The organism is Pseudomonas nabeulensis (genome assembly GCF_004682045.1).
Taxonomy (GTDB): domain Bacteria; phylum Pseudomonadota; class Gammaproteobacteria; order Pseudomonadales; family Pseudomonadaceae; genus Aquipseudomonas; species Aquipseudomonas nabeulensis.
In genome coordinates, this window is record NZ_QUZT01000144.1 from 1 (window position 1) to 829 (window position 829).

1 pseudogene is annotated in these 829 nt (G+C 64.3%); it reads left to right on the plus strand.

What is annotated here, in order from left to right:
• Window positions 1–829, plus strand: a pseudogene (locus tag DYL61_RS31395) (S-layer family protein); the annotation flags it as partial.

Consider the following 829-nt stretch of genomic DNA (forward strand, 5'->3'; position numbering starts at 1 on the left):
CCTCAACGCCGACACCCTGCAAAACCGCTACAGCCTGCTCGCTGCCAACGGCGATATGCACCTGAGCGCCCGCAGCCTGATCAACCAGGGCGCCGCGTCCCAAACCGGCACCTCCAGCACCATCATCGGCACCCCCGGGCGCATCGACAAAGCGCTGTGGGACCAGATGGAGTTCGTCGATCTGCCGGCCTTTCACAACGCGCCCTTCGACCCGGTGCGCTTCGCCGAACTCAAGGCCCGCTCCAGCGGCGCAGGCTTCAGCAACCCCGGCACCCTGACCACCTGGCGCGAAGACGGCCGCGAACAGTACGCCGCCACCCTGCAATCCGGCGGCAGCCTCAACCTGCACGCCACGCAATACCTGCAAAACGGCACCCTGCGCGAAAACACCCTGGCGCAACTGACCGGCGAAATCGGCCACAACCCCAATGACCTGGAACTGAGCCCCGAGCGCCTTAGCGACGACCTCACGCGACCACCGGAATTTCAACTGCCCAACGGCCAATACGGCCTGTTCATCCCGAGTAAAAACCCCGGCAGCCCGTACCTGATCGAAACCAATCCGCTATTCACCCACCTGGCCAACTTTCTCAGCTCCCAGTATTTGCTCGACAAGCTCGGCTACAACAGCGACGAAGCCTGGCGCCGCCTCGGTGACGGTTACTACGAAAGCCGCCTGATCCGCGACGCCGTGCTGGCCAAGACCGGCCAGCGTTTCCTCGCCGGAATGGACAGCGACGAAGACCAGTTCCGCTACCTGATGGACAACGGCCTCAGCGCCCGCGACAGCCTGCAACTGAGCGTCGGCGTGGGCCTCAGCGCGCAACAA